The sequence below is a fragment of the Mesorhizobium sp. M7A.F.Ca.US.006.01.1.1 genome (assembly GCF_003997935.1).
Taxonomy (GTDB): domain Bacteria; phylum Pseudomonadota; class Alphaproteobacteria; order Rhizobiales; family Rhizobiaceae; genus Mesorhizobium.
The window spans coordinates 1-7,814 of sequence record NZ_RZQL01000287.1 but is presented as its reverse complement, the minus strand read 5'-3'; the positions used below and the strand labels follow the sequence as shown (position 1 = coordinate 7,814).

Sequence of the window (7,814 nt, the reverse complement as noted above, 5' to 3'; positions counted from 1 at the left end):
GCCCTACGGAGTTCCGCTCCGCAGACGGGCAGACGCGCGACGCACCCCACAAAGGCAAGCCCAAGAAGCGGCGCAAGCGAAGGCGCGGGCGCAAGGTTTTTGCGCGCGACGAAGCGCCTCCCGCGGAGAATCGATCGTCGGCGCCAGGCAAGACCGGTGCCCCGGCGGCGGAGGCCCACAAACCGGTGGAATCGGCGGTCTCGCCCGCCGCTGTTGTGCCGCGGCCGGAACAAGGCACCCGTCGGCCGCCGGTCCATGAGCTTCCGGTGTTTGCGGCGCTTGACCTCGGCACCAACAATTGCCGGCTGCTGGTCGCCGTGCCGACACGGCATGGCCAGTTCCGCGTCATCGACGCCTTCTCTCGCATCGTCCGGCTGGGCGAGGGGCTCACCGCCAATGGCCGGCTCGGCCAGCCGGCGATGGACCGCGCGGTTGAGGCGCTGAAAATCTGCGGCGACAAATTGCGCAACCGCAAGATCAGAAAAGCCCGGCTGATCGCCACCGAGGCCTGCCGCACGGCCGAAAACGGCGTCGAGTTCATCGACCGCGTCGAACGCGAGGCCGGTCTGAAGCTCGAGATCATCGACCGCCAGACCGAGGCGCGGCTGGCGGTGTCCGGCTGCGGCTCGCTGGTCGAGCGCGACACCCAAGGCGTCGTGCTGTTCGATATTGGCGGCGGCTCGTCGGAAATCGCGCTCATCGATCTCGCCGGCCGCCGTTCACCAAGGCTGGCCAATCATATCGTGTCGTGGACCTCGCTGCCGGTCGGCGTCGTCTCGCTGGCCGAGCGCTTTGGCGGCCGCACGGTGACGCGCGAGATCTTCGCCGCCATGGTCGATGATGTCGCTGGCCGGCTGGCCAGCTTCGACGGTCGCGATCGGCTGAGCCATCTCAAGGCCAGCCCGAATTTCCATCTGCTGGGCACGTCCGGAACGGTGACGACGCTGGCCGGTGTCCACCTTGAGCTCGAGCGCTACGACCGCCGCCGTGTCGACGGGCTGTGGATGGACCGCGACAGCGTCGATCGCATGGTCGAAAGACTGGTCGGCTGGGATTTCCAGCAGCGCTGCGCCAACCCTTGCATCGGTGCCGATCGCGCCGATCTGGTACTGGCCGGCTGTGCTATCCTCGAAGCGATCCGCGCCGTGTGGCCGTCGGAGCGGCTGCGGGTCGCCGATCGGGGCCTGCGCGAAGGTATTTTGAGCGAACTGATGGCCGATGACGGCGTCTGGCGCAATGATGGGCGTGGCAGAGCGTGAGCCCGAACCGAAGAAATAAACAATGACCAAGAAACCGGAAAAACCAGGATCCGCCAGCATTCGCGTGCTGAAGACGCGGATCAAGAAGAAGAGCGGGCTGAAGGAATCGTCGCGCCGCTGGCTGCAGCGCCACATCAACGATCCCTATGTCCAGCGCTCCAAGGCTGACGGTTATCGCTCGCGCGCGGCCTACAAGCTGATCGAGATCGATGACAAGCATCATCTCCTGAAACCCGGCATGAAGGTGATCGATCTCGGCGCCGCCCCCGGCGGCTGGTGCCAGGTCGCCGCCGCGCGGACGAAATCGACGGCCGACAAGCCGCATGTCATCGGCATCGATTATCTCGAAATGGACGCCGTGCCCGGTGCACCGGTTCTGTTGATGGATTTCCTCGATCCGGCAGCGCCGCAAAAGCTGGCCGAGGCGCTGGGTGGCGATCCGGACATCGTGCTGTCCGACATGGCGGCGCCAACCACCGGCCACAAGCGAACCGACCATATCCGCACCATGCATTTGTGCGAGGTGGCGGCCGATTTCGCGCTGTCGGTGCTGAAGCCGGGCGGGCATTTCCTTGCCAAGACCTTCCAGGGCGGCGCCGAAAACGAGCTGCTCTCCATGCTCAAGAAGAACTTCCGCTCGGTCCATCACGTCAAGCCACCGGCGTCGCGCGATGAATCGGTAGAGCTCTATCTCTTGGCCAAGGACTTCAAGGGGCGAGAGGCCAGTTCGCCGTCAGGCGAATCGGAACGTCCAGAGGGCGAGCCCGAAGCGTAAGCTGCATCAATTGCCGGGCGGGCTGACCGTTTCCAGCGTCTTGGGTGTTGTCAGCCGGCCGTGGCCGGAGACAGCGTTGCCGGCATCGGGCGCCAGCCGGATGAAGGATAGCGATGCCGCCGCCGAGACCGCTGCAACGATGAAGAAGGCAATGTGGAAGTCGTCCAGCGACAGCGAGCCGCCATGGATTGACGTCGATACTTCCAGGATTCCGCCGGCCAGCGCCACGCCGAGCGCGACCGACAACTGCTGGAACACGGCTGTAATCGGCGTCGCCTTGCTGGTGTCTTCAGCCGAAACCTCGGCATAGGCGAGCGCATTGACGCCGGTGAAGAACATCGAGCGGATGAAGCCGCCGACGAGCAGCATGGCCAGCATCAGCAGATAGGGTGTGTCGGGTGTGAACAGGCCGTAGATGGCGATCGAGGCCGCGGCGACCAGCGAACCGACGACCAGCACGCGGCGGAAGCCGGCGACGCGGAAGATCATTGCGGTGACGAATTTCATGCCTATGGCGCCGATCGCCGAGACGAAGGTGATCATGCCGGACTGGAACGGCGTCAGCCCAAAGCCGATCTGGAACATCAGCGGCAGCAGGAAGGGCACGGCGCCGATGCCGATGCGAAACAGCGAGCCGCCAAGCACCGAAGAGCGGAACACCTGGTTGCGGAACAGTTCGAGCGCCAGCAGCGGGTTTTTGGCGTGGCGCGCATGCATGAGATAGAGAGCGCCCGACAGCAGACCAACCGCTACGGTGGTGACACCGACGATTGGCGGCAGATAGGGCAAGCTGACCACCGACAGGCCAAACACCACCCCGGATGCCGCCAGCCCGCTCAGCACGAAGCCGATGAAATCAAGTGGCGGGGTCTGTGACGGTTCGGTCTCCGGCAGGAAACGCGTCGCCAGCCAGATGCCGACCACGCCGATCGGCACATTGATCAGGAAGATCCAGTGCCAGGTAAAGTAGGTGGTGATGAAGCCGCCGACTGGGGGCCCGACCAGCGGCCCGACCAGCGCCGGAACGGTCAGCCAGGACATCGCCGCGACGAGTTCGCTTTTCGGTGTCGCGCGCACCAGCACCAGCCGCCCGACGGGCGTCATCATGGCGCCGCCAATGCCTTGCAGGAAGCGCGAGACCACGAAAGCTGGCAGCGAACCGGAGAGCGCGCAGGCGATCGAGCCGCCGATGAAGACCGCGATCGCGGCACGAAAAACAGTCTTGGCGCCGAAACGGTCGGCCATCCAGCCGCTGATCGGAATGAAGATCGCCAGCGAGACCAGATAGGCAGTCAGCGCCAGCTTGAGCGCGATCGGGCTGGTGTGGATGTCGACGGCGATCGCCGGCAGCGATGTCGCGATGACAGTCGAATCCATGTTTTCCATGAAAAGGGCGACCGCCAGTATGAGCGGGATGGTGCGGTTCACAAAACGCGTCCGAACTTGAATGCTGCGTCGCCGATGCATGGCGGCCTTGAGGCGGGCGGTTACCATGCCTTCGCCCGTATGTCGCATTAATTTGCTGTCACGTTTGTGCGACCGGCAACCACAGGTGGCATCCTTTCGCCGTAAAGTCACCTTTGCGGGAGCGTGAAATCATCGGCTTTTCATCGGCGCTTGGACGTGGTACCAGCCACCGCCAATCCTGAAAGGGAAGAAACGAGTCGGCGCTGTCCATTCCGGTCCAGCGCTTTTTTGTATTCCCCCACCGCTTTTTATATTCAAGGGACTGGCCATGGCAAAAATCATCGAAACGTCCACCGGCGCATTGGCGCTGACCTTTGACGACGTGCTGCTGCAGCCGGGTCATTCCGAGGTCATGCCCGGCGAGACCGATGTCCGCACCCGCATCGCCGGCGACATTGATCTCAACGTGCCGATCCTCTCTGCGGCGATGGACACCGTCACCGAGGCGCGGCTTGCCATCGCCATGGCCCAAGCCGGCGGCATTGGCGTCATCCACCGCAATTTCTCGCCGGCCGAACAGGCCGAGCAGGTGCGCCAGGTCAAGAAATTCGAGTCCGGCATGGTGGTCAATCCCGTCACCATCGGCCCCGACGCGACGCTCGCCGACGCGCTGGGCCTGATGCGCAGCTATTCGATCTCGGGCATTCCGGTGGTCGAGAACGGCGGCAGCGGCGGCCACAAGATCGGCCGGCTGATCGGCATCCTGACCAATCGCGACGTGCGCTTTGCGTCCGATCCGGCGCAGAAGGTCCATGAACTGATGACCCGTGACAACCTGATCACGGTCAAGGAGAATGTCGACCAGGACGAGGCCAAGCGCCTCCTGCACCAGCACCGTATTGAAAAGCTGGTGGTCGTCGACAGGCAGGGCAATTGCGTCGGGCTGATCACGGTCAAGGACATCGAGAAGTCGCAGCTCAACCCGCACGCCACCAAGGACGCCCAGGGCCGGTTGCGCGCCGCCGCCGCCACCAGCGTCGGCGATGACGGTTTCGAGCGCGCCGAACGCCTGATCGATGCCGGCGTCGACCTTCTGGTCATCGACACCGCGCATGGCCACTCACAACGCGTGCTCGACGCCGTCACGCGGGCGAAAAAACTATCCAACTCGGTCCGTATCCTGGCCGGCAATGTCGCCACCGCCGCGGGCACGCAGGCGCTGATCGACGCCGGCGCCGACGCCGTCAAGGTCGGCATCGGCCCGGGTTCCATCTGCACCACCCGCATCGTTGCCGGCGTCGGCGTGCCGCAGCTTTCAGCCATCATGTCGGCGGTCGAGACGGCGCACAAATCTGGTGTCTCGGTGATCGCCGATGGCGGCATCAAATATTCCGGCGATCTCGCCAAGGCGCTTGCCGCAGGCGCCAGTGCGGCCATGATCGGCTCGCTGCTGGCCGGAACCGACGAAAGCCCGGGCGAGGTCTATCTGCACCAGGGCCGCTCCTTCAAGGCCTATCGTGGCATGGGCTCGGTCGGCGCCATGGCCCGCGGCTCCGCCGATCGCTACTTCCAGGCCGAGGTGCGCGATACGCTGAAACTGGTCCCGGAAGGCATCGAAGGGCAGGTTCCCTACAAAGGACCTGTGTCCGGCGTGCTGCACCAGCTTGCGGGCGGCTTGAAAGCCGCTATGGGTTATGTTGGTGGCCGCGACCTTGCCGATTTCCGCGAGCGCGCCACTTTTGTGCGCATATCCAATGCCGGACTTCGTGAAAGCCACGCCCATGACGTCACGATTACCCGCGAAAGCCCGAACTATCCCGGCGGAGCCTGACCAGTACGGGCTCGGGCGGAGCCTGACAGCGACGATCCTGCGGCTGTCGCGCCACGCAGGCGCACTCTGTTTCCTGTCGGCGGTGGTTTTCATCGCCATGACGGCACTGGAATTCTTCTATTTCCGCCAGTTGAGCGGCGGCTTGCCGTCGCTCGACATGCGTATTTTCGGTTTCACGCCGGACGAAGGCATGGCCTGGCTGACGGCGCTCGGCCGGCGCGGCGGCGAGATCATTCTCGTCTGGCACTATCTGACCTTCGATCTGTTGTTCCCGGCGCTGCTGTCTGTGACGCTGGTCAGCCTGATCCTGGCCACCGGCCGGCGATTGAAGGCTTTCCGCGTGCTGCCGGCGCAGCTGCAGTCGATCTTCGCGCTGGTCCTGGTGCTGCCCTACACGCTTGCCGACTACGCCCAGAACATCGCGGTAGCGCGGCTTCTGTCCGATTTCCTGTCGGCGAACCCAGACTCGCTGTCTTTGGCTTCGGCGCTCACCGTCACCAAATTCGCGCTTTTCGCCATCCCGGTGATCGTCATTGCCGCCTTCTTGCTGGCAGGCCAGAAACGCCAGGCCTGATGCCGCGCGGAAACCACAGCCGGGTAGGGGACACTTCGTGAACCAGACCACGATCTTCTGGCCTGTTCTGGCGCATGTGCTGCTGATCTACATCGTCTACTGCGTCCTGGGTCGTCGCAGATACGGCGCAATCAGGTCAGGCGAGGCGAAGCCCGGTCAGTTCAAGGTGCGTTCGACCGAGCCGGCCTCCAGCGTCACCGTTGCCGCCAATCTCACCAATCAGTTCGAACTGCCGGTGCTGTTCTATGTGCTGTGTCTGACGCTGCACCTGACCAACGGCGTCAACTATCTGACCCTGGCGCTGATGTGGATTTTCGTCGCATCGCGCTATTTCCATGCCTGGGTTCACCTGACCAGCAACAATCTGCTGCTGCGCAGCCGGTCATTCTTCGTCAGCGCGGTGATTCTCCTGCTGGGATGGATCTGGTTCGCGCTACACCTGCTCGGCGTGGTTTGAGCCCGCGAAGCCAATGATCGGCATTGGCAACGGTAGTAGAACGAGCCGTATGTCGAGCTCCTTCGCGCCCCCTCTGTCCTGCCGGTGTCTCGAATTCTAATGCTCGTCTACAGGTCGAATACCGCGATCTTGCGCTTGTCGAACTTGATGCCGATCTCGCCGCGCACCAGCTTGAGCGCGGCCTCGCCGAACACCGCGCGCCGCCAGCCCTGCAGGGCTGGTACGTCGGCTTCCTCGCCCTCGGCGGCGATACGGTCGATGTCGTCGCTGGAGGCCAGCACCTTGGAGGCGACGCCTTCTTTTTCGGCGACGATCCGCAGCAGCACCTTCAACAGTTCCGCCGCGGCGCTCGAGCCCTCGGGCGGCTGGAAACTCTTTGGCAGCTTCGGCATCTCTTCCTTGGGCAAGGCAAGTGCGGTGTTGACCGCGCCGAGCAGCGCCGTTGCCGTCGAGGAACGCTCCCAGCCCTTCGGCGTCGTGCGCAGCTTGCCGAGGGCTGCCGCGTCGCGCGGCGCCTGCTGCGCCACCTCGTAGATCGCGTCGTCCTTGAGCACGCGGCCGCGCGGCACGTCGCGTTCGCGCGCCTCGCGCTCGCGCCACGCCGCAACGCCCTGCACGATCGCCAGTTCCTGCGGTTTGCGCAGCCGCATCTTCAGACGCTTCCAGGCGTCCTCGGGATGCGGATCATAGGTCTCGCGGGAGGTCAGGACCTCCATTTCCTCGTTGAGCCAATGGGCGCGGTTTTCCCGCTCCAGTTCGGCGCTGAGGTGCTGATAGACCTCGATCAGATGGGTGACGTCGGCCAGCGCATAGTCGAGCTGCTTGTCGGAAAGCGGCCGGTGGCGCCAGTCGGTGAAGCGCGATGACTTGTCGAGCCGCGCCCCGGTGATCCGCTGCACGAGCTGATCGTAGGAAACACTGTCGCCGAAGCCGCAGACCATCGCCGCCACTTGCGTGTCGAACACAGGATGCGGAACCAGATCGCCGAGATGGACGATGATTTCGATGTCCTGCCGCGCGGCGTGGAAGACTTTGACCACCGCCTCGTTGGCCATCAGCCTGAAGAACGGCTTCAGGTCGATGTCGGGCGACAGCGGATCGATCAGTGCCGTCACGCCGGGGGCGGCCATCTGGATCAGGCACAGGATCGGCCAAAACGTCGTTTCTCGAATGAATTCGGTGTCGACAGTGACGAAATCCGACTTTTCGAAAGCGGCGAGAACGGTCTCGAGTTCTTTCTGGGTGGTGATGACGTGCATCAAATCGCTTTTGGCAGGAGTAAGGTCTTCCTAGATTTCAGCCGCCGGGGCTTTCGTCAAGCTTTGGCGCCGCCATCATGAGGTTCCCGGCCCATCGGAATCGCCGTTTCTCCTGGCCAGCCGTGCGAAAATCGTCGAAGTGCGCAGGAGCGCGATGAAGCGGCCGCGTCTGCCTGCCGGCACGCCGGACCGGGCCTGCATGCGGTAGAGGATGACCGCGATGAAGATCGCATAGACCACCGCGCTGAATAC

General features: G+C 64.0%; 7 protein-coding genes and 1 pseudogene. 5 read left to right on the top strand and 3 right to left on the bottom strand.

The window, feature by feature from the left end; all coding sequences use genetic code 11:
- Together EN943_RS32250 and EN943_RS32245 are read left to right on the top strand one after the other, a co-directional pair.
- A partial coding sequence (locus EN943_RS32250) for a Ppx/GppA phosphatase family protein (protein ID WP_164778484.1) occupies positions 1-1,259 on the top strand: 1,259 nt, incomplete at its 5' end.
- 22 nt (positions 1,260-1,281) lie between these two features.
- A complete protein-coding gene (locus tag EN943_RS32245; protein WP_127416040.1) occupies positions 1,282-2,034 on the top strand; it encodes an RlmE family RNA methyltransferase in 753 nt (250 codons plus the stop codon).
- Positions 2,035-2,040: 6 nt separating this feature from the next.
- On the opposite strand, the gene EN943_RS32240 is transcribed toward EN943_RS32245, so the two are convergent.
- Positions 2,041-3,462, bottom strand: coding sequence for an MFS transporter (locus EN943_RS32240; protein WP_127416039.1), 1,422 nt, complete (start codon positions 3,460-3,462; stop codon positions 2,041-2,043).
- 307 nt (positions 3,463-3,769) lie between these two features.
- On the opposite strand from EN943_RS32240, the gene guaB reads away from it, so the two are divergent.
- Genes guaB through EN943_RS32225 form a run of 3 tightly spaced genes read left to right on the top strand, consistent with a single transcriptional unit; the run spans position 3,770 to position 6,303 of the window.
- Positions 3,770-5,272, top strand: coding sequence for an IMP dehydrogenase (gene guaB / locus EN943_RS32235; protein ID WP_013532286.1), 1,503 nt, complete (start codon positions 3,770-3,772; stop codon positions 5,270-5,272).
- The gene (locus tag EN943_RS32230) at positions 5,223-5,846 is read left to right on the top strand and encodes a hypothetical protein (RefSeq protein ID WP_127416038.1); all 624 of its coding nucleotides are present in this window, start codon (positions 5,223-5,225) and stop codon (positions 5,844-5,846) included. Before guaB ends, EN943_RS32230 begins: the two co-directional genes overlap by 50 nt.
- Before the next feature lie 37 nt (positions 5,847-5,883).
- Positions 5,884-6,303 (top strand): MAPEG family protein, encoded by a 420-nt coding sequence (locus EN943_RS32225; RefSeq protein ID WP_127416037.1) that lies wholly within the window; start codon positions 5,884-5,886, stop codon positions 6,301-6,303.
- 107 nt (positions 6,304-6,410) lie between these two features.
- Here the strand turns inward: EN943_RS32225 and rnd are convergent, their stop codons facing one another.
- Entirely contained in the window at positions 6,411-7,562 is a 1,152-nt protein-coding gene (rnd, locus tag EN943_RS32220) for a ribonuclease D (RefSeq protein ID WP_027038348.1), read from the bottom strand.
- Between the two features lie 75 nt (positions 7,563-7,637).
- Positions 7,638-7,814 (bottom strand): annotated as a pseudogene (locus EN943_RS38585) (MFS transporter); the annotation flags it as partial.